Consider the following 20,293-nt stretch of genomic DNA (forward strand, 5'->3'; position numbering starts at 1 on the left):
GTATATATTGATTAAAAAATGAATAATATTTTTTCAGATAAAAATTATAACTTGTTTATTATTAAAACAAAGGCAAAGTTGCAAACATGCTAAGTCAGCTATTTAAAAAGCCTTCATCTATGATGGTAGGAATTGACATCGGATCGCACTGTATAAAAGCAGTGTTGCTGCAAGAAACAGACGCAGGTATGCGGCTTGAAGCGTTAGCTATTGAACCTATGCCAAAAGGCGCTATGTCTGAGCGTTCTATTCAAGACATAGAAGCGATAGGCAATGTTATCGCTAAATTAAAAAGAAAAATTCCTAAATCAGTTCAAACTGCAGCAGTCGCTGTTTCTGGTCAAACTGTAATAACGAAAGTGATTTTTATGGATGTATCATTAACAGATGCTGAATTAGAGTCACAAATTGCCATTGAAGCTGATAGCTTAATTCCATATCCACTTGATGAAGTAAATATCGATTTCGAAAAGCTGGCAATCAACGAAGCAGATCCAAGTAAAGTAAATGTTCTTCTTTCTGCAGCTCGTACTGAAAGTGTGCAAGCGCGAGTTGGTGCACTTGAAGCTGCAAACTTAAAGGCTGCGGTTGTTGATGTTGAAAGTTATGCGCTAAGTAGAGCAATGGATATCTACTATCAACAACTACCTAGTGATGCTTTCAACAAGTGTGTTGCCGTGGTTGATATTGGTGCTGTATTGATGCTTGTCAGCGTAGTACAGGAAGGTGAAACAATTTACACTCGTGACCAAGTTTTCGGCGGCGACCAATATACCAATAGTATTGTTGCTTATTACAACAAGAGCTTTGATGAAGCTGAAATAGGTAAAACAACAGGTGACTTACCACCAAATTACACGTTTGAAGTTCTTGCGCCATTCCAGACATCGTTATTGCAACAAGTAAGGCGTGCGGTACAAATGTTCTTAACTACCAGTGGTAAAGATCAAGTCGATTACATTGTGCTGACTGGCGGAACCGCCATGATTGAAGGCTTAGATAGGTTGCTAATTGAAGAGTTAGGAATCCACACCATTGTTGCTGAACCATTTGCAAATCTTGAAATTTCGCCGAAGGTTGACCGTAATATGTTACAGCGTCATCGCACTCAGTTTGCGATAGCTACAGGATTGGCTTTAAGGAGCTTTTCATCATGCCACATATAAATCTATTGCCATGGCGCGAACAACAAAGAAAAGATTCCCAGAACAAGTTCATTACAATTTTGTTCGGCGTTGTTGTTGTTAGCTTCTTGAGTATGTATTTATTAAGCTCTTTTTACAGCGGCTTACGTGAAGGGCAGAATGTAAAGAACAACTTCTTAAATACTGAAATAGCATTATTAAACCAACGTATTCGTGAAATTAATGAGCTAGATAAGAAAAAAGAGAACTTACAACAACGTATGCGCTTAATTGAAGAGTTACAAAGTAACCGTAATTTGGGAACACAAATTATGGATGAAGTGGCCAATATAGTCCCTGCCGGTGTTTATTTAACTAAACTAGAGCGACATGATAATCGCATTCATGTTATCGGTCGCAGTGAATCCAATAATCGCTTATCGACTATGTTGCGCCAAGTGCAAGGTTCTTACTTATTAGAACGACCGATTATGCAAGGCATTGTAGCTGGTGAGCAAACGTCGCGATTGTTGAGTGACTTTAATATGGATTTTTATGTTAAGCCTTTTGATCAGATAGGTGAGGCACGTAATGAACCTTGATATCAAAGCGTTAACAGAAATAGATTGGAATGAAATAGAACTCGAAAATATGGGCGATTGGCCCATAGCAGTGAAAGCGCTATGTTGTGCGTTTGTGGCTGCAATTGTTTTGTATTTTAGCTATAGCTTATTAGTTTCAGATGAAATTGCTAGCTACCACAGTGCAGTAGCTAAAGAAACTGAACTGCGCCAAACATACAAAGCAAAATATGCGATTGCGAGTAACTTGGAAATATATCGTCAACAAATGGTTGAAATGGAAGATAAGTTTTCGCAGCTCTTAAAACGCTTACCAACCTCCAATGAGACTCCTGGTTTACTAGATGATTTATCTTATGTTGGTACAACTAGTGGCTTAACTTTTTTGAAAATTGGCTGGTTACCAGAAATTGAAAAAGAGTTTTATACAGAACTACCAATTAAAATAGAAGTGGTAGGAACGTATCATGAATTTGGTGAGTTTGTTGGTAAAGTTGCTCAGTTACCGCGTATTGTTAGTTTACATGACTTTACGATTCAAACACTCGGTAATGGCGAACTAACTTTTAGTGTTGTTGCAAAGACTTATCGTTATGAAGGGGGGACTAAAAAATGAAGAAGCTTCCCTTAGTTATTGCAATGGCTATTGTGCTTACTGCTTGTAATGATGATACTTCTGAACAAAAAGAGTTTATTGATCAAGTAAAAGCGAGTACGACGCCTAAAGTTGAACCGATACCTGAAATCACAAAATTTGAGCATTTTGAATATAGTGCTGGTAAGTTACGCAGCCCGTTTGTGGCACCTAAGCCAGAAATAATCCAAAACAATTTAGTACAAGTTAAAAATTGCTTACATCCAGACCCTAATAGGGTTCGTCAACCACTTGAGAAATACCCATTGGATAATTTAGTTATGCAAGGGACTATCGGTCGTGCTGACAATACTTGGGCACTGATCAAAGCGACTGATGACACGCTTTATCGAGTGACAGTGGGTAATTATATTGGCTTGTATCACGGTGAAATAAAACAAGTGCACGACAATTATATTGAATTATTAGAATTAATCCCAGATGGGGCTGGTTGCTGGAAAGAGCGCCTGACCAAGCTAGAAATGTCAGAGGCAAGTACAAATGGTGCAGGTTAATCATATGAAAGGTGAAAAGAAAATGCATAAAGGAATGGCTTGGTTAAAGCACATAAATAAATGCGTGTTAGCTGCGTTAGCCTTAATTGTGGCTCAGGCGGCAATCGCTGCCCCTTTATTGTACGACGTTCGTTATAATCCATTAATGCAAGGCGAAACACAATTACAACTTGTGTTTGATGAAGCTCTTACGTTTGAACCTAAAATCCAGGTATATAACTCGCCAGCTCGTATCGAAATGCTTTTTAGTAATGTAGGTGTAGATAATGAAGTACGTGATGTACCAGTTAATCAAGCAGGTATTCAGCATGTAACCAGCACTATGACTGAAGATGGTTTAAAAGTAGTTGTTAGCTTAGATAAACTAAAAATTTATAAAACAACAGCGAAAGACAACATTGTTACTTTGCATGTTTCAGACAATCCGATTACAACAGATGACTCAAAGGATGGATTAACCGCTTCTAAGAACTATATTAACACAGTACAGTCGATTGATTTTCGTCGTGGTGAAAAAGGTGAAGCGCGTCTCTTAGTCTTTTTACAAAATACGCAAGCGGCAATTAATGTGTATGAAAGCGGTGGCAAAATCATTGCGGAGTTTCACCACACAGATATTTTAGACGATTTATTATATCAATTAGATGTGATTGATTTTGGGACGGTTGTAAGCAACATTGAAACCTTCAAAGAAGGCAACATAACACGCATTGAGGTTGAACCAAATGCGGCATTTAAGTTTACACACCAACAAATTGAAAACATCTTTACCCTTACAGTTGAAAAAGACGATACTCAGCGCGCATACCTTGATGGTGGAATTGAATATCAAGGCCGCCCTATGAGTCTTAATTTTCAAGATATTCCTATTCGTTCTGTATTACAGATTATTGCTGGTTATAACGAATTTAACCTTGTCACAAGTGACTCTGTAACAGGCAATATCACTTTACGTTTAAGCGGGGTTCCTTGGGATCAGGCACTTGATGTGGTGCTGAAGATTAAAGGCTTAGATAAGCGTATGGATGGCACTATCTTGATGGTGGCTCCTGCAGAGGAGTTAGCCGCTCGTGAAGCAAAGGAGCTTCAAGCTAAGCAGCAAGTTGAAGACTTGGAGCCGCTTTACAGTGAATATATTCGCCTTAACTATGCAAAAGCTGAAGAATTTGCTGATCTTTTAAAAACAGACACCAATAGCATAATCTCTTCACGAGGCAGTGTTTCTGTTGATAAACGTACCAATACTTTACTCATCAAAGATACAGCCAAAAGCATCGAAAGCGTGCGCCGTATGGTGGAAACCTTAGATATTCCTGTTAAACAAGTGGTAATTGAATCACGTATGGTGACAGTGAATGATAATGTCCAAGAAGACTTAGGTGTTCGTTGGGGGATCAGCGATGTAGGTAGTGATGGCGCTATTTCTGGCACATTAGATGGTGCCGGTGGTATGTTTGGTGCTGGCTCTTACGATAATATTCCAAGTATTTCTGACCGCTTAAATGTTAACTTACCTGTTTCAAGTCCTGCCGGTAGCATTGGTGTACAAATAGCTAAGTTAGCCAACGGTACAATATTAGATTTAGAGCTAAGTGCTCTTGAAGAAGAAAACCGTGGTGAGATTATCGCAAGTCCACGTATTACTACGGCGAACCAACAAAAAGCTCGCATTGAGCAAGGTACAGAGATCCCGTACGTTGAAGCAGCATCAAGTGGTGCAACTACGGTAACTTTCAAAAAAGCGGTGTTGAGCTTAGAAGTAACGCCACATATCACGCCTGACAATAAGGTCATTTTGGACCTAGTTATTACACAAGATACCCGCGGTGATACAGTGCAAACACCAACAGGTTCTGCTGTGGCAATTAATACCCAAGAGATCCAAACGCAGGTATTAGTAGAAAATGGCCAAACTGTGGTGCTTGGTGGTATCTTCCAACAGCAAATCGTTAACTCAACTAAGAAAGTACCTCTGTTAGGTGATATTCCATACCTTGGTGCGTTGTTTAAAAGTACGAGTGAATTTAACGAGAAAAAAGAGCTGTTAATCTTTGTAACACCAAAAATCCAAATTGAATAAGTGATTTTTTCTTAAGCAACGAGCAATTAGCATGTTTAATTGCTCGTTATCTGGCTTTTTATGCTAATTGACTTGAAATACCCAAGCAATTACTGAGATAATCCCCTCCTTAATTTTGGGGCCAGGTCGTTAGGCGGGGTTTTATTTCAAATTTTAGAGTTCGTTTGTACTAAAAAGATATGGCTGAGAAACGTAATATATTTCTAGTGGGCCCTATGGGGGCTGGCAAAAGCACAATTGGTCGTCACATTGCTGATCAATTACACCTTGAATTTTTCGATTCAGATCAAGAGATCGAGCGTCGCACTGGAGCAGATATTGCTTGGGTGTTCGATCTTGAGGGTGAAGAGGGCTTTCGACTTCGTGAAGAAACTGTAATTTCAGACCTAACAGAGATGCAAGGTATTGTGCTTGCTACTGGTGGTGGTTCTGTGATCAGTAAAGAAGTGCGTAACAAGCTATCTGCTCGCGGTATCGTTGTATACCTAGAGACACCAATCGAAAAGCAAGTTGCACGCACGCAGCGCGACAAGCGTCGCCCATTATTGCAAACAGAAGAAGCACCGCGTGATGTATTAGAACGCTTAGCTGAAGAACGCGAACCGTTATACAAAGAAGTTGCTGATTTTGTTGTCCGCACTGATGAGCAAAGCGCGAAAGTTGTTGCTAATCAAATCATCGAGAAATTAGATTTTTAAAAACCAATAATAAAAAGGGAACTAGCTATGCTTGAATTAACAGTTAATTTGGACGAGCGAAGTTATCCTATTTATATTGGTCAATCTGCTCTTAAAGAGACTGGTCGGCTACGCGAGCACATCGGCGATTGTCGACCTATCATTATCACCAACGACACCATTGCACCTTTATATCTTGATGATGTAATGACGTCGTTGGCTGATCTTAACCCGTTATCTTTTACCATCCCAGATGGCGAACAATACAAATCACTTGAGTGGTTTGAAAAGATTTCGGCGTTCTTACTTGAACATAACTGTGGTCGCGATACTTGTCTTATTGCCTTAGGTGGTGGTGTTGTTGGCGACTTAACCGGCTTTGTTGCTGCATGTTATCAACGTGGTGTGCCTTTTATTCAGGTGCCAACTACTTTGCTTTCGCAAGTTGATTCGTCTGTAGGTGGTAAAACGGCAGTAAATCATCCTCTTGGTAAAAACATGATTGGCGCGTTTTACCAACCACAAGCTGTATTCATCGATACTCAATCGCTGCATACTTTGCCTGAGCGTGAATTTGCTGCAGGTATGGCTGAGGTTATTAAGTACGGCCTCATTTACGACACTGAATTATTTGCTTACCTAGAGCAAAATATTAACAACCTTAAATCACTTGACGAGCAAACTTTGCAGCATGTGATTTACCGTTGTTGTGAAATTAAAGCTTTGATTGTTGCACAAGATGAAAAAGAAGCTGGCTTACGTGCACTGCTAAACTTAGGACACACCTTTGGGCACGCGATTGAAGCACAAATGGGTTATGGCAATTGGTTACACGGCGAAGCCGTTGCGGCAGGTATGGTGCTCGCAGCTCGTTTAGCGCAAACCCGTGGTGATTTAACTGCTATTGAAGTTGAACGTATTGTTAAATTGATTGCTGAGTATGATTTACCTGTTGATATTCCAAGAGATATGACTGGTGAGCAATTTTTAACACATATGCGTAAAGATAAGAAAAATAAGAAAGGTACTATTCGCTTTATTCTTCCAACCCAATTTGGTCAATGTGCGCTGGTAAGTGATGTTACTGATCAGCAGGTTTGTGATTTAATAGCGCGCTAATGCAATCACAAATATTGCCTAGCCGTGCTGCGCTAGTTGATCGAATCGCTCTGCAGTTTGAATATGGGCAAAACCTAATTTGCTTACTTGGTCCATCGGGGCTAGGCAAAAGTTATTTACTAGAAACCTTTATTACAGATAAATACCTCGACTTTAACAAGGCGTTTGTTCAATTGTCGGGAAAAATGACCGACCAGCAGTTTATGACCGAACTGCTTGAACAAAGCTTTAGTAACCCACTGATAGACCACTCTTTGAGTTTGTCTGAAAACTTCTATCAACTTTATAAACAACAGCCTTGTGGTGATTGCTTATGGGTGATTGATGGAGGGCGTCATTTATCTGAAGAGTTAATCCAGCAACTAGAAATTTTAGCAAAGCAAAGCCCGAGCACACTATACATTTTAATAGCATCCCAGTCGGTAGGGCAATTTAGTCAAGCTGTTGAAATTCATCTAGAAGCGCTAAATTTGAGCGAAAGCAAACAGCTTATGCGTTGGTTTTTCGATAACCTGCCGGTTGAAGAAGATCCTGTTTTTCGCACCTTTTTACAAGAGGCTCATGGTAATCCAGCTTTATTACTTGCATGGCAGCCTGAGCAACAAAGCGCAGACATTCGAGTACCAGAAAAAAGCTACAAATTGCTTTATATAATTTTGTTGTTACTCACAACAATGTTGTTAATTATTGGCTTTTTGTATAAAGCGGATATGACCGAGTGGTGGAAAGCGCATTATCAGCAAGATACAGTGAGCGCTGTGGCAACAGCGCTGCCCGCAGAGACGATAGTCAATAGGCAAGTAGAAAGTGACGAGCGAGTATCAGAACAAGCGTTAGATAAGCTAACAAAACCAGAGCAAGCCATTACTGAACATGCTGTAAATACCACCCCAGTTGCTCAACCGCCAGTAGAAACTTCAGAAAAAGAAAGTCATGAGAACGAAATCCATGACAATAATGTTGCTGCGATTGTCGATAGCCTTTTTCCTGCTGAGCAACAACATGCAGCACAAGATAGCGAGCAGCAAAGCACAGAGGAAATAGCGACAGCGATAAATACTAATACTAAGCCGGTAGTAGCTGCGCTCGAGCAAACTACTGAATCTGAGCTAACGCTTGAAGGTAATGCTTGGTATTTAACTCAGCCAGACGATCATTATGTCATCCAATTACTTGCGGTTACTAAACCAGAAATTAGCGATAAATTTATTAGTGAAAATGATTTGCTAGGGCAGGTTAATACATACCGAAGTCTACGCAGTGGTAAGCCTTGGTGGATTGTAACTTATGGCAGTTATGCCACACTGAATGAAGCTAAGAAAGGTGTAACAACACTTTCTGATAATGTGCGTAAAAATCAGCCATTTTATAAAAAAATAAGTAAAATTAAACAAGAAATCGCTTCACTTAATCAGTAAATTAAAACTGATTAGTGTAAAATCGCGCAACACAGAATTGAAGTTAAGAGCAGATGCAGCAAAAGACCAGAGCCTTCCTTAAATGGGCAGGTGGAAAATACAGCCTAGTTGAAGATATTCGTACCCGCTTGAAGCAAGCGAGTATGGATGCTGACACCTTAGTTGAACCTTTCGTTGGTGCTGGCTCTGTATTCCTTAATACGGACTTTAAGCATTATATTTTAAACGATATCAATGCGGATCTGATCAACCTTTACACTGAGCTAAAGCGAACACCTGATGAATTTATTAGCGATGCAAAGAAGTTGTTTGTAGAGCTTAATAACCACCCTGAAGCCTATTATGAGTATCGTGTTCAGTTTAATCAAAGCAGTGATGTGTATGAGCGTGCAATTTTATTTTTATACATGAATCGCCATGGCTATAACGGTTTGTGTCGCTACAACCTTAAAGGTATTTTTAATGTCCCTTTTGGTAAATATAAGCGCCCTTATTTTCCTGAAAAAGAAATGCACTTTTTTGCTGAAAAAGCGCAGCAAGCAACCTTTACTTGTTTAGGTTATGACGAGGTATTTAAGCTTATTCCTAATAATGCAGTTGTGTATTGCGATCCACCATATGTGCCTTTGAGTAAAACTGCATCATTTACTTCTTACGCTAAAGGTGGCTTCAATTTAGATGATCAGGCTAACTTGGCTAATTTGGCTGAGCAAACTGCATTCGAAAATAACACACCAGTGCTCATATCTAATCACGATACAGTATGGACTCGTAAAATCTATAGCCAAGCTTCACTTGATGAAATTCAGGTGAAGCGAACTATTAGTCCGAAGGGCGGTTCACGTAATAAAGTGAATGAGTTAATGGCTATGTATTTAGCACCAAAGAAACGGTGAAATAAATCGCTGCTACAAACAGGCTAAATAAGATGAGCGCGATGATGATGATAGTACTGAGTGAATGCTCATTGAAGTCAGCTTGACGTTTGTCTTCTGATTGCACACCAAAAAATGCCGCGAAGACACTTTGCAATGCACTAATGAATTTGTTCATGCGATTTAGAACTTAGAACCTAAACTGCTAACTTTCTTTGACTCTTCACTACTTGTTAATAATTCAAGTAAATCAAGATAATGGAATTGAGCGCTGCGGCTATCACCAGTTAACCAAGAAAACCATCCTGTTTCTTGTTCAGCTTTCATACATTGAGCAGAAGATGACGATGCGCTTAGTGTATTGCATGAGCAATTAGACGCCGCTGCTAAAAAGTCGTCTTCATCGGCAGATGAAAAAGATACAAACGTAGCAACCGTAAGTGCGGACGCGATTAAGATCCCTATTTTAAAAGCACGCATGAGAATAACCCTTGTTTGTGTTATTTAGACAAGCATACATAATAATTGCTCAAATAACAAACTTAATTAAGGCTGAATTAAATAAAAATATAATAAAATTAGTTCTTTAAAGTAAATTTTATGTTTATTTTTTGTTTTATTTGGGGTTGTCAATGCAAGTAGCTGAATAGAGTTATTGTTCAATTTTTGATTAAATTCACTTTAATTCAATAAGCTAAAAGGACTAGCCTTAAGTAATAGCCTCTTAACAGTCAGCTGTGGTGTTTTAATCAGCTGTCGATTGGGTTACATTATGCGCTCTTCTTGCAGTCGCAAATTATGATGGAATCTTTTATGTTGGAAACATTACAAAAGTATTTAATTGCCCCTTCTATTTTATCAGCTGACTTCGCCCGTTTAGGTGAAGATGTTGATCGTGTAATTGCAAGCGGGGCTGACGTTGTACATTTCGATGTAATGGATAACCACTATGTGCCAAACTTAACCTTTGGCCCAATGATTTGTAAAGCACTGCGCGATTACGGCATCACAGCTCCTATTGATGTGCACCTTATGGTGAAGCCTGTCGATCGCTTAATTCCCGACTTTGCTGATGCAGGCGCATCTATTATTAGCTTCCACCCAGAGGCGAGTGAGCATATTGACCGTACTTTACAACTAATAAAGGATAGTGGCTGCCAAGCAGGACTCGTGTTTAATCCAGCTACGAGTCTTAGTTATCTTGAACATGTGCTTGATAAAGTAGATGTGGTGTTATTAATGTCGGTTAACCCAGGTTTTGGCGGGCAAAGTTTTATTCCACATACTCTCGAAAAGCTTCGCCAAGCGCGTAAAATTATTGATGATTCAGGTCGCAATATTCGTTTAGAAGTTGATGGTGGTGTGGGTGTTGATAACATTGCTAAAATAGCAGAAGCGGGAGCTGATATGTTTGTATCTGGTTCTGCGATTTTCAATCAACCAGATTACAAAGCGGTCATTGATGCAATGCGTAGTGAACTTGCAAAGGTTGAGTCATGAAATACGATGCGGCTTTTTTCGATTTAGATGGCACCTTAGTTGATAGTGTTTATGATTTATACATTGCGATGAACCTGACTCTAACTGACCTAGCATTTCCGGTTGTTACACAGAAGCTAGTTGAAAGCTGGGTAGGTAATGGTATAGAAACGCTCGTTAAACGCGGTTTGAGTGGCGATATGCAAGTCAGTGAGCATTTAGATGAAGCTCTTACTGAGCGAGCTATTAATTTGTTTTATCAGCACTATGACCAAGTTGTGGGTGACTATAGTGCGCTTTATCAACATGTAGAAACAGGGCTTGCTGCACTTGCTGGTATTCCTAAAGTGGTGATCACCAATAAAGCACGTCGTTTTACCGAGAAGCTACTTGATAAACTCTCACTGACCAGTCATTTTCAATTGATTGTGTGTGGTGATGATATGGCAAAGAAACCATCACCTGAGGCTTTACAATTTGCTTGTCAGCAACTCGATGTCAGCCCTGCCAAAGCGGTTATGATAGGCGACTCAAAAAGTGATATTTTGGCAGCAAAAGCTGCTAATGTTGACGTTGTCGCGCTCGGTTATGGCTATAACCAAGGTGAAAACCTTGCTGATTTCAATCCAGAGTACCTCTGCGAGAATTTCTTAGATATAATACCCGTTCTTACTCAAAGGTAAGAGCATTTTAAATTCGTCTTTTTAGTTTAGTAAAAATATAAAGGAACATCATGAGTAAACCAGTAGTGTTAAGTGGCATTCAGCCAACCGGTGGTATGACAATAGGCAACTATGTTGGCGCTATTAACCAGTGGCTTAAGCTACAGGAAGACCACGAAAGTTTCTTTATGTTAGTAGATTTGCACGCCATTACGGTTCGCCAAGATCCAGAGCAACTACGCTCGCGCGTACTTGACGGTATTGCGCTATATGCTGCATGCGGTATCGACCCAGAGAAAGCTGCGTTATTCGTACAGTCTCAAGTGCCAGAACATGCACAGCTAAGCTGGGTATTAAACTGTTATGCTCAAATGGGTGAGCTTAATCGTATGACGCAGTTTAAAGATAAATCATCTAAGCATGCTAATAACGTAAACGTGGGATTATTCTCTTACCCTGTACTGCAAGCTGCTGATATTTTGTTATACCAAGCAGATCAAGTACCAGTAGGTGAAGATCAAAAGCAACACCTTGAGTTAACTCGTGATATCGCAACACGTTTTAACAACCTATACGGTGATGTGTTCAAACTGCCTGAGCCGTACATTCCTGAGTTTGGCGCACGTGTAATGAGCTTACAAGATCCGCTTAAGAAAATGTCTAAGTCTGATGAAAATCCAAACGGTTACATTATGTTATTAGATGAGCCGAAGAAGATTGAAAAGAAACTGAAAAAAGCAGTAACCGATTCAGACGAACAAGCACGTATCTACTTTGATCGTGAAGAAAAGCCAGGTGTATCTAACTTACTAACTTTATTATCTGTGGCTACTAAGCGCTCAATTGAAGACTTAGTACCTGAGTACGAAGATAAAATGTATGGTCACCTGAAAAAAGACACAGCAGCAGCTGTTGTTAGTATGATTGAGCCGATCCAGACACGTTTTAAAGAAATTCGCGAAGATCAGTCACTGCTTGATAGTATTATGAAATCAGGTGCTGAAAAGGCGAGTATTCGCGCTGAAAAAACATTAAAAGCAGTATATGACGCTGTTGGTTTTATCCCGCGTCCGTAAGCTATTACTTAAGTCACATATAAAAATACCGCTTTTAAGCGGTATTTTTTATTAAAAGCTAAGCACAATTAAAACAGTAAACAAACAGATAAGTGCTGCGGCGGTTTTGTCGGTTTTTTCCATTTTCTTATTCCTCATCTGTATTCAACTGCTTAATTTCATAACCTTTATTTTTTAACAAGGCTAATAGGCTATCTTCTCCGGCCAAGTGAGCTACGCCAACGACTACCAGCTCTTTTTGCTGATCAGTTAAATAATGCTCAATATGATTAAGCCAATTCAAATTGCGTTGCTTTATGAGTATTTGATAAGTGTGGGGATCATGTTCTTTCAATGGCATGATGATAAGCTCATTCATTGCCCGCATATTGCCGTTTCGCCATGCAGCGAGCATGGCAATATAATCATGCTGATAGCGAGAAATTTGCGTTAACTGTGATTCAATTAAGGCATTTTCGTTTTGGCTGCCTAATTCCTTAAATAGATGTAATTGATAAGCTAAGCTTTCAAGGTAGGCTAATTTTTTGCTATCTTTTTTAGCTAATTTAGTAAGGTAGCTATCGACACCTTCACCCAAAAGCGATTGCTTTTTCAGCTCCAACGACATCATCAACAAACCCACCATAAACGGGCGAAAGCTATCGAATTCGCTGAGTTGCATGTCATATCGGTTTAGTTGCTCTTCTAATCGTTGCTTCACGTGTGCTGTCAGCTTGCCACTTAAGGTTTCACCCGCTGGGTAGCTGAGAGCTTTGAGCATTGTCAGTTGTGCCGAGCTATTGCTTGGTGCTGGCATATTAGCTTCAAGTACTAAGGTATCTGCCAGATGATAAGCCTGATTAAACTCTGCAGGTAATGGTATCTCTTTCGGAGGCAAAACGTGAATTGAGCCAGCAATGTAAATATATTTATCACCTTTACTTACCAGCCAAACAGCACTTTTAGCAATACTAAAATCACATATTAATAAGCCTGATACTGCAATCGATGAGATGAGTAAGTGTCGAGTCAGTGTTTTCATTACTTAAGCCTGTTAATTAGATGAAGCTTGCCCAGTATATTGGACAAGCTAGATATTACTTATTGAGCTGTTGCTCAATTTGGTGATCAATTTTATTGTTCATTTGTTCAATAGAAGCCTCGATAGAGGTCTCTAATTGCTGATTTAGCTTTTGGGCATTTTGACTATTTAATAAGGTGTTTGGTGATGTAAAAACAATTACCGTTACTGTTAGAAGTGACATCATTTTTAAAACTGAGCTGGTCATAATTTAATTCCTTTAATTGGTTGGTTAGTTTTATCAGCGAAGCAAAATTGGTTGGTAGCCCGTTGATGGAAACTACAATAGCGAGGAAAATAGTGAGAGTCGCTTATCTACATCTAAGCGATTTATTTATAAGGTTCTAAAAAGTTAATCTTTTTAATTTCAATGTTTTATGTCTGATCCTTACGGGGTTAAATAAGGTTTTATTGTCTATTATTTTTGAGTCTGTGCATTTTGATGCTAGTGTAGGTGTATTAAAATAGGAACTAGTAGGTTTTGGTATGGGCTTTAAAGTAAAACATTATGCGGCTAAAACTGTGGCTGCGAATAGCTCATTAGAATGGGAGCTAATTTTAACTGAACTTATTATTGTTAGCCTTTGCGCAGCCTTCGCAAAGGTCGGCTATGACGCAAGCATGCTGCTTATTTTTATACCCAATTTAGTAATCGCCTTAGTTTGCTTTGGCTTTATTGGGCTTTCGGTATTTCATTTCATCAGAGAAAAACGCAGTAAGCCAAGCGAGTAGTATTGATTGCTGCGTTACTTTGCTACTGGAGTGACACCAGGTGAGTCACACGCAATGACTTCAAATCGATAGCCGTATTCGGCATTGTGATCCGGGGTTACTTGCACAATTTCATAATCATTCAGCTCAACAGTTTTACTGTTCTGTGATTTTAAACAGCGAGAATAGCTATCAGCCTCAAAGCTATAAGCAAACATAGCAATTAAGCGTTTACTCCTTTCAAAGTAACCCTTAGTGTCTAAAAACTGACGTAGATTTTGCGCAGTTTCGCTATCACCTTCAATATCTACATCTCGCCTTAGAATCGGCACAGAATTGCTGCTGTCTGGTAATTGCTGCTCTATTTTTTCACTGAGTTCTTCAACTGCTTTTTGCTGATCAGTGGGTGTCTCCTCTGCAATAGCTTTACTATCTGCAAAACTGCTGACAACATCGTCTACCACTTCTTCAACTGGCTTGTCGTCAATAAACGAAATTAGATTAATAAATACGACTGACGCTAATATAAAACGCAATATAGCGGTTAACAGCGGTGAGTAACTTTGGCTAATAAACTTAATTCGCTCAGAACCAAACGGTTTTATCAACAAAAGAATAAAAATATAAAAAGGTAAAAAAAGTTGAAATAACAACAATGTAACTAAGCTAATGCCCATAGCCCAAGGGGGTAAATATAAGAGGGTGGCAAAGTTATGTGTGTAGTTAAAATGACTGGCAGAAACATGTGTTACATCATTTACAATACCGCTCGCACTGGCTAACACAAAATTAGCGACACTGGCGTAGAATATTAAAATCAGTGCTTTACCAGCAAGCGAATGCCAAAGCTGATTAAACTTGGGCCAAAATTCAATAACTAACGCAACAATTGTGATAGAGGCACTTAGCCAGCCCGATTGCACAACAATCAGGCTGCTTAATGCTAAAAGATAAAGCTTTTGTGCGGTACTTAAGTTAAACCAAATAGCTTGTAATCGTTCAACCAGCCTTGTTCTATGTGGCTGCCAGCTACGTTGCTGTTGTTGAAACTGTTTATTAGCGCGCCATTTTGCAATTTTTAAATACCTACGCACGCAATTTCCTTTTTAAAGTAGTGGTTTTAAATATCTTCCGGTGTGTGAGCGCTCACAATCGGCGACATCTTCAGGTGTACCTGAAATTAAAATTTCACCACCGCCTGAGCCACCTTCTGGGCCTAAATCGACAATCCAGTCTGCAGTTTTGATCACGTCAAGGTTATGCTCAATAACAACAATGGTATTACCATGATCGCGTAAGCGGTGAAGTACTACTAATAATTGCTGAATATCGGCAAAGTGTAAACCAGTAGTTGGTTCATCAAGGATATATAAGGTTTTGCCGGTATCGCGTTTTGAAAGCTCACGAGCCAGTTTCACACGCTGCGCTTCACCACCAGAGAGGGTTGTTGCAGCTTGACCTAAGCGAATATACGACAAGCCCACATCCATTAAGGTTTGCAGTTTACGTGCAATAGCCGGAATTTTATCAAAATATTCACGGGCATCTTCAACAGTCATTTCGAGTACTTGGTGAATGTTTTTACCTTTGTATTGTACTTCGAGCGTTTCGCGGTTGTAGCGCTGACCTTTACACACATCACAAGGAACATACACATCAGGTAAAAAGTGCATTTCTACCTTGATCACGCCATCGCCTTGACAAGCCTCACAGCGACCACCTTTAACGTTAAAGCTAAAACGACCGACTTTATAGCCTCGCGAGCGGGCTTCTTGAGTACCTGCAAATAGCTCACGAATACCGGTAAATATACCGGTGTAAGTTGCAGGGTTTGAGCGCGGAGTACGGCCAATTGGGCTTTGGTCAATATCAATGACTTTATCAAAATGATCTAGACCCTTGATTGACTTATACGGTGCCGCCTCTGCGGTAGTTGCGCCATTTAACTCTGTATGAGCCAGCTTAAATAAAGTGTCGTTGATAAGCGTCGATTTACCTGAGCCTGATACACCTGTGATACAGGTCATTAAGCCAAATGGAATACGTAAATCAACGTTCTTTAAGTTGTTACCTGTGGCACCAAATAGCTCAAGCCATTTGTCGTTGGTTTGATGGCGAGCCGCTGGCACTTCAATTTTCTTCTCTCCAGAGAGATACTGACCTGTGATTGAATCTTTGCTCGCTAAAATATCGTCATGGGTACCTTGTGCAATCACATGGCCGCCATGAACACCCGCACCTGGGCCAATATCGATAATATGATCCGCAGCGCGAATGGCATCTTCGTCATGCTCAACCACGATCACCGTATTGCCTAAATCACGTAAGTGAATAAGGGTTTTTAGCAGGCGATCGTTATCGCGCTGGTGCAAACCAATTGATGGTTCATCTAATACGTACATAACACCAACAAGGCCAGCACCAATTTGGCTTGCTAAACGTATACGCTGCGCTTCACCACCTGACAGAGTGTCGGCACTTCGTTCAAGCGATAAATAATTAAGGCCCACATTAATTAAGAAAGATAAACGATCGCGAATTTCTTTGAGAATTTTATCGGCAATTTGTGCGCGTTGACCAGTTAAATTCAAACCATCAAAAAATGCCATGCTTTCACCAATGCTCATAGTGGTGATGGCTGGTAGGTTTGTTTGGCCAATAAATACGTGGCGAGCTTCTTCACGTAATCGAGAGCCATGACAGCTCGGGCACGCTTGGCTTGTTTGGTATTTAGCGAGCTCTTCGCGAACCGAGTTTGATTCGGTTTCACGGTAGCGGCGATTCATATTATTCAAAACGCCTTCAAACTCATGGTTACGAGTAATTAAATCACCACGGTCGTTACGGTAGTTAAAGGCAATTTTGGTTTTGCCAGAGCCTTCAAGAATAACTTTTTGCGCATCTTTACTAAGTTCTTGGAAAGGCACTTCTAGGTCAAACTTATAATGCTCTGCGACTGCTTGCAGCATTTGAAAATAGTAAAAGCTGCGTTTGTCCCAGCCTTTAATTGCACCGCCAGATAAGCTTAGCTCTGGATTTTGCACAACACGGTTTGGATCAAAGTACTGGCGTACACCTAAACCATCGCAACTTTGACACGCACCTGCTGGGTTATTAAACGAGAATAAGCGAGGCTCAAGCTCACTCATGGCATAGCCACAAGTAGGGCAGGCAAAGTTAGCTGAAAACAGCATGTCTTCGCTAAGTGAGTCGTCCATTGCCGCTACATGGGCAATACCACTCGATAGCTCAAGGGCGGTTTCGAATGATTCAGCTAAACGCTGTTGTTGGCCATCTTTTACTTTAAAGCGGTCAACGACCACTTCGATGGTGTGCTTTTTATGAAGCTCAAGGGTAGGTGGATCAGATAAGTCACATACTTCGCCATCGATACGAGCGCGAATAAAGCCTTGGCTTGCTAGTTGTTCAAGCAACTTAACATGCTCACCTTTGCGATCTTTGACGACCGGCGCTAACAGCATTAGCTTACTGCCTTCAGGTAGGGCTAAAACAGTATCAACCATTTGGCTGATGGTTTGTGCTGCAAGAGGTAAGTCGTGAGTAGGGCAGCGTGGCTCACCTACACGGGCAAATAATAAACGTAGGTAATCGTATATCTCGGTGATAGTACCAACCGTTGAACGCGGGTTATGCGACGTTGATTTCTGCTCAATAGAGATAGCAGGCGATAAACCTTCAATGTGATCCACATCGGGTTTTTCCATTAGCGATAAAAACTGTCTTGCATACGCTGACAGTGATTCAACATAACGACGTTGCCCTTCTGCATACAAAGTATCAAACGCTAAAGACGATTTCCCTGAACCAGATAGGCCAGTGATAACTATCAGCTTATCACGGGGAATGGTTAGGCTGATGTCTTTTAAATTGTGCGTACGGGCGCCTCGGACTTCAATGTTTTCCATGCTATCTCGTTTTATTACCTAATTATTTTTTCAGTATCTCATAATACGCGATAAGATTAATCCTTGATCAAAGAAAAAATCATCACTTACAGGTGATTATTTAGTTTTCGCTTGTGGTAGAATCCACGCTCAAATTTTAAATAGACAGCAAGATCAGTAATTCATGACAGCATCTTCACTCAACTCTCGAGAAAAACGCGCAGCCGTTTCGTTGGCGAGCGTATTTGCATTCCGTATGCTTGGCCTATTTATGCTGATGCCAGTGTTGGCGATTTATGGTCAGCAGTTGGAAGGGTTTTCACCGCTTTGGATTGGCTTTGCTATTGGTGCTTATGGTTTAACACAAGCTGTTTTGCAAATCCCAATGGGTTGGTTGTCAGATAAAATTGGCCGTAAAAAAGTCATTATAGGTGGCCTTTGTGTGTTTGCTCTTGGCTCTGTGATAGCGGCAACGGCTGAGTCTGTGCAAATGGTTACGCTAGGGCGCGCACTACAGGGGATGGGGGCAATTGCCAGTGCGTTATTAGCGCTTGCTTCTGATTTAAGCCGTGATGAACAACGCCCGAAAGTGATGGCTGTAATCGGTATGTGTATCGGTATGAGCTTTGCAGTCGCCATGTTACTTGGGCCAATTGTCGCTGCATCTTGGGGAGTCGCTGGGGTATTTTGGCTTACTGCTGGACTTGCCATTTTAGGTATTTTAATCGTGTTATTTTTAGTGCCAAATGCTGTTAGTAAGGCACCAAGAGGTGATACGCTAGCGACAGTTGATGACATTAAACAACTCATTAAACACCCACAATTAGCGCGCCTTGATTTCGGTGTAATGCTACTTCACCTTACATTAACTACCGTATTTGTAGCCTTACCAGGGCAGCTTATAAAAGATGGTTTAATTGCAGATCACCATTGGTACTTATATATCCCTGTGCTGTTTTTAGCGTTTTTCCTGATGGCACCGATGATGATTGTGGCGATTCGTAAAGAAAAAGAAAAACAAGCCTTTATTGGCTCAATCGCGCTACTTGTTTTAAGTATGTTAGCGATGTCGTTATGGGTTGATTCGGTGATTGGCATTGGCATTTGTATGCTGGTTTATTTTATTGCTTTTAACTTTTTAGAGGCAACCATGCCTGCACTTGTGTCGCGTATTGCCCCTGCAAACCAGAAAGGTTCTGCGATGGGGGTATTTTCATCTACGCAGTTTTTTGGTGCCTTTTTAGGTGGTTTATTAGGAGGTTACGTTGCTCAAGCATTAAGTGCGCAAGCAGTGTTTGCGGCGGCGGCACTTGTTGGGGTAATATGGCTTATCCTTGCTTGGAATATGCAAGTCCCACCAAGAAGTAAAATAATTAGCTTAATGACTGAATTAAGTTCAGAGCAGCAGGCACAAGCGCTTGCTTCTCGTCTTGTTGCTTTACCGGGCGTAATTGAAGCAACGGTCGTCTGTGATGAAAATCGCAGCTATTTAAAGATTAATGATAAAGAATTTGACCTAGACCAAGCACGCAAAGTGGCTGGTTTAATCTAACGTTTTATAGGAGAAGTTCCATGGCACGCGGTGTGAACAAAGTTATCTTGGTTGGTAATTTAGGCCAAGATCCAGAAGTACGTTATATGCCTAATGGCAATGGCGTAGCGAATATCAGCATTGCTACGACAGATAGCTGGAAAGATAAAAACACAGGGCAAATGCAAGAGCGTACTGAATGGCACCGTGTCGTGTTATTTGGCAAACTAGCAGAAGTTGCTGGTGAGTATCTTCGCAAAGGTTCACAAGTGTACATTGAGGGTCGTTTACAAACCCGTAAATGGACTGATCAATCAGGCCAAGAAAAATACACCACAGAAATCGTGGTAGACATGGGCGGTCAAATGCAAATGTTAGGCGGCCGTGGTGAGCAACAAGGTGGTGGCTATCAAGGTGGTCAATCACAAGGCGGTTACCAAGGTGGTCAGCAACAAGGTGGCGGATACGGCGGTGGTGCTCAGCAATCACAAAGCAATAATAGTTATGCTCCACAGCAACAGTCTGCGCCAGCACAGCAGCAACAGCGTCCGCAACAGCAATCTGCACCACAACAACAATCTGCACCACAACAACAAAGCAATAACCAATATGGTGGCGGTTATGGTCAGCAGCAAAGCAGCGCACCTCAACAAGGTGGTTTTGCTCCTAAGCCTCAAAATGCACCACAAGGTGGCGCATCAAATCCAATGGAACCACCAATCGACTTTGATGACGATATTCCGTTCTAAATGACCAGACACCGTTAAGTGTTTGCAATATTTTAAACCCAGCCTAGTAGCTGGGTTTTTTATTTGCATAACACTTCGTATCACTACTCTTTAATTG

General features: G+C 40.6%; 21 protein-coding genes. 15 read left to right on the plus strand and 6 right to left on the minus strand.

What is annotated here, in order from left to right:
* The first annotated feature begins 86 nt into the window (after positions 1–86).
* From QUE86_RS09995 to QUE86_RS10035, 9 genes are all read left to right on the plus strand, one after another.
* Complete coding sequence (locus QUE86_RS09995) at positions 87–1,166, plus strand: pilus assembly protein PilM (RefSeq protein ID WP_286256949.1); 1,080 nt, start codon at positions 87–89, stop codon at positions 1,164–1,166.
* Positions 1,154–1,726 (plus strand): PilN domain-containing protein, encoded by a 573-nt coding sequence (locus tag QUE86_RS10000; protein ID WP_130049797.1) that lies wholly within the window; start codon positions 1,154–1,156, stop codon positions 1,724–1,726. The genes QUE86_RS09995 and QUE86_RS10000 overlap by 13 nt, the downstream gene beginning before the upstream one ends.
* Positions 1,716–2,321 carry a type IV pilus inner membrane component PilO gene (locus QUE86_RS10005; protein ID WP_130049796.1) on the plus strand — a complete coding sequence of 202 codons (606 nt, stop codon included), beginning with the start codon at positions 1,716–1,718 and terminating at the stop codon, positions 2,319–2,321. The genes QUE86_RS10000 and QUE86_RS10005 overlap by 11 nt, the downstream gene beginning before the upstream one ends.
* On the plus strand, positions 2,318–2,854 hold the full coding sequence (locus tag QUE86_RS10010; protein WP_130049795.1) for a pilus assembly protein PilP: 537 nt from the start codon (positions 2,318–2,320) through the stop codon (positions 2,852–2,854). Before QUE86_RS10005 ends, QUE86_RS10010 begins: the two co-directional genes overlap by 4 nt.
* On the plus strand, positions 2,841–4,934 hold the full coding sequence (locus tag QUE86_RS10015; RefSeq protein WP_286256953.1) for a type IV pilus secretin PilQ: 2,094 nt from the start codon (positions 2,841–2,843) through the stop codon (positions 4,932–4,934). Before QUE86_RS10010 ends, QUE86_RS10015 begins: the two co-directional genes overlap by 14 nt.
* Positions 4,935–5,113: 179 nt before the next feature.
* A complete protein-coding gene (aroK, locus tag QUE86_RS10020) occupies positions 5,114–5,632 on the plus strand; it encodes a shikimate kinase AroK (protein WP_036973192.1) in 519 nt (172 codons plus the stop codon).
* 27 nt (positions 5,633–5,659) lie between these two features.
* Positions 5,660–6,730 (plus strand): 3-dehydroquinate synthase, encoded by a 1,071-nt coding sequence (gene aroB / locus QUE86_RS10025; protein WP_130049793.1) that lies wholly within the window; start codon positions 5,660–5,662, stop codon positions 6,728–6,730.
* Positions 6,730–8,148 carry an AAA family ATPase gene (locus QUE86_RS10030; RefSeq protein WP_130049792.1) on the plus strand — a complete coding sequence of 473 codons (1,419 nt, stop codon included), beginning with the start codon at positions 6,730–6,732 and terminating at the stop codon, positions 8,146–8,148. Before aroB ends, QUE86_RS10030 begins: the two co-directional genes overlap by 1 nt.
* A gap of 53 nt (positions 8,149–8,201) precedes the next feature.
* Positions 8,202–9,044: a Dam family site-specific DNA-(adenine-N6)-methyltransferase gene (locus tag QUE86_RS10035; protein WP_130049791.1), complete on the plus strand. Its 843-nt coding sequence runs from the start codon at positions 8,202–8,204 to the stop codon at positions 9,042–9,044.
* On the opposite strand, the gene QUE86_RS10040 is transcribed toward QUE86_RS10035, so the two are convergent.
* Positions 9,016–9,201, minus strand: coding sequence for a DUF2970 domain-containing protein (locus QUE86_RS10040; RefSeq protein ID WP_239978056.1), 186 nt, complete (start codon positions 9,199–9,201; stop codon positions 9,016–9,018). The two genes, QUE86_RS10035 and QUE86_RS10040, sit on opposite strands and share 29 nt — an antisense overlap.
* A gap of 5 nt (positions 9,202–9,206) precedes the next feature.
* A complete protein-coding gene (locus QUE86_RS10045) occupies positions 9,207–9,503 on the minus strand; it encodes a hypothetical protein (protein WP_239978055.1) in 297 nt (98 codons plus the stop codon).
* A gap of 333 nt (positions 9,504–9,836) precedes the next feature.
* Here QUE86_RS10045 and rpe point away from each other — a divergent pair, with 333 nt between their 5' ends.
* The 3 genes from rpe to trpS are packed head-to-tail and all read left to right on the plus strand — an operon-like array spanning position 9,837 to position 12,240.
* On the plus strand, positions 9,837–10,523 hold the full coding sequence (rpe, locus tag QUE86_RS10050; protein ID WP_167658718.1) for a ribulose-phosphate 3-epimerase: 687 nt from the start codon (positions 9,837–9,839) through the stop codon (positions 10,521–10,523).
* A complete protein-coding gene (locus QUE86_RS10055) occupies positions 10,520–11,185 on the plus strand; it encodes a phosphoglycolate phosphatase (RefSeq protein WP_130049787.1) in 666 nt (221 codons plus the stop codon). The genes rpe and QUE86_RS10055 overlap by 4 nt, the downstream gene beginning before the upstream one ends.
* A gap of 50 nt (positions 11,186–11,235) precedes the next feature.
* A complete protein-coding gene (gene trpS, locus QUE86_RS10060) occupies positions 11,236–12,240 on the plus strand; it encodes a tryptophan--tRNA ligase (RefSeq protein ID WP_130049786.1) in 1,005 nt (334 codons plus the stop codon).
* A 127-nt stretch (positions 12,241–12,367) separates the two neighbouring features.
* Here the strand turns inward: trpS and QUE86_RS10065 are convergent, their stop codons facing one another.
* Both QUE86_RS10065 and QUE86_RS10070 read right to left on the minus strand, forming a co-directional pair.
* Positions 12,368–13,261 (minus strand): TraB/GumN family protein, encoded by an 894-nt coding sequence (locus QUE86_RS10065; protein WP_286256962.1) that lies wholly within the window; start codon positions 13,259–13,261, stop codon positions 12,368–12,370.
* Positions 13,262–13,316: 55 nt separating this feature from the next.
* Positions 13,317–13,508: a hypothetical protein gene (locus tag QUE86_RS10070; RefSeq protein WP_130049784.1), complete on the minus strand. Its 192-nt coding sequence runs from the start codon at positions 13,506–13,508 to the stop codon at positions 13,317–13,319.
* 278 nt (positions 13,509–13,786) lie between these two features.
* Here QUE86_RS10070 and QUE86_RS10075 point away from each other — a divergent pair, with 278 nt between their 5' ends.
* Positions 13,787–14,032, plus strand: coding sequence for a hypothetical protein (locus tag QUE86_RS10075; protein WP_286256964.1), 246 nt, complete (start codon positions 13,787–13,789; stop codon positions 14,030–14,032).
* Between the two features lie 14 nt (positions 14,033–14,046).
* Here the strand turns inward: QUE86_RS10075 and QUE86_RS10080 are convergent, their stop codons facing one another.
* Positions 14,047–15,105, minus strand: coding sequence for a hypothetical protein (locus QUE86_RS10080; RefSeq protein ID WP_167658716.1), 1,059 nt, complete (start codon positions 15,103–15,105; stop codon positions 14,047–14,049).
* 12 nt (positions 15,106–15,117) lie between these two features.
* On the minus strand, positions 15,118–17,937 hold the full coding sequence (uvrA, locus tag QUE86_RS10085; RefSeq protein WP_130049781.1) for an excinuclease ABC subunit UvrA: 2,820 nt from the start codon (positions 17,935–17,937) through the stop codon (positions 15,118–15,120).
* A 163-nt stretch (positions 17,938–18,100) separates the two neighbouring features.
* On the opposite strand from uvrA, the gene QUE86_RS10090 reads away from it, so the two are divergent.
* Complete coding sequence (locus QUE86_RS10090; protein WP_130049780.1) at positions 18,101–19,468, plus strand: MFS transporter; 1,368 nt, start codon at positions 18,101–18,103, stop codon at positions 19,466–19,468.
* Between the two features lie 20 nt (positions 19,469–19,488).
* The gene (gene ssb / locus QUE86_RS10095; RefSeq protein WP_167658714.1) at positions 19,489–20,196 is read left to right on the plus strand and encodes a single-stranded DNA-binding protein; all 708 of its coding nucleotides are present in this window, start codon (positions 19,489–19,491) and stop codon (positions 20,194–20,196) included.
* Positions 20,197–20,293 lie beyond the last annotated feature (97 nt).

The organism is Pseudoalteromonas apostichopi, from assembly GCF_030297135.1.
In the GTDB taxonomy this organism is placed as follows: Bacteria; Pseudomonadota; Gammaproteobacteria; order Enterobacterales; family Alteromonadaceae; genus Pseudoalteromonas; species Pseudoalteromonas apostichopi.